Source organism: Pseudomonas sp. P4_C3, from assembly GCF_056402075.1.
The window spans coordinates 1-840 of the sequence record NZ_JBFUIC010000716.1; the positions used below are offsets into that span (position 1 = coordinate 1).

The following is an 840-nucleotide window of genomic DNA, read 5'->3' on the forward strand; positions in this document are numbered from 1 at the left end:
CACCATCCCCGGCTCATCATAAACCGCACACAAACGGTAGAGCGTTCCGCCCCATGGTAGAGACGTCACGTTATTCCCAAGCAATAGCACACCGGGCACATTCAGATAATAACCCCCCGCTGCGGCCATTACAGGGTTTAGAAGCGGGCTGTGATTAAAGCTGATTTGAAGCCCGAGAATGGCGCCAATCGATACCAAAACACCTGGCAGCAAGCTCAACCCGAAGATAATCGAAAATGCTTTTATAAGTTCGGCTCTCCGACTGTCTTCGAATACGAAGAGCGCTAGCATAGTCGGCAGAACGAAATACCAACGTGTAAAGCTTCCGTCCGTTTTCGGGAGGAAGCTTATGTAGACTATAAAAATTGCCATCATGGCAAAGCCGATCATTTCACTTTTACGTGGCCTATCACCAGCGATGAACGCGAGCGCCGCAATGACGCCAGCCGTTAGTCCGGCAAGTGCAATATGCCTACTGGAGCCCCATAAAAAGTACGGATTCAAAGATATCCATGAACACAGCGCTAAAGCAGGGGCAAGCAGGAGACTGCCACGATTGACGAATGATGAATACATTCCTGATTTCCTTGAAATGCTAAGCCGATAGCCGGCAAGTGTATCGGGCACTCGGGATCTACTTGGCGCTTGCCACAATCGAGTCTCGCTTAGCTCGGGTGAGCTCCACGACGCATACCCTGTCGACCCCCACTATATCCAGAGAAGCTATCGCACAGGACATGTCGGACTGGTTTTGCTTACTCCAAGAGCGTGAGCCTACTTTGATTAGGCATCCCTCTTGATCTCTTACGGATTTTGGGGCCGCATCAATCAGGTCCACAT

At 50.6% G+C, this 840-nt stretch carries 1 protein-coding gene; it reads right to left on the minus strand.

Annotated elements, in window-relative coordinates:
- A partial coding sequence (locus tag AC1DVH_RS32000) for a hypothetical protein (RefSeq protein WP_477757152.1) occupies positions 1-576 on the minus strand: 576 nt, incomplete at its 3' end.
- Positions 577-840 lie beyond the last annotated feature (264 nt).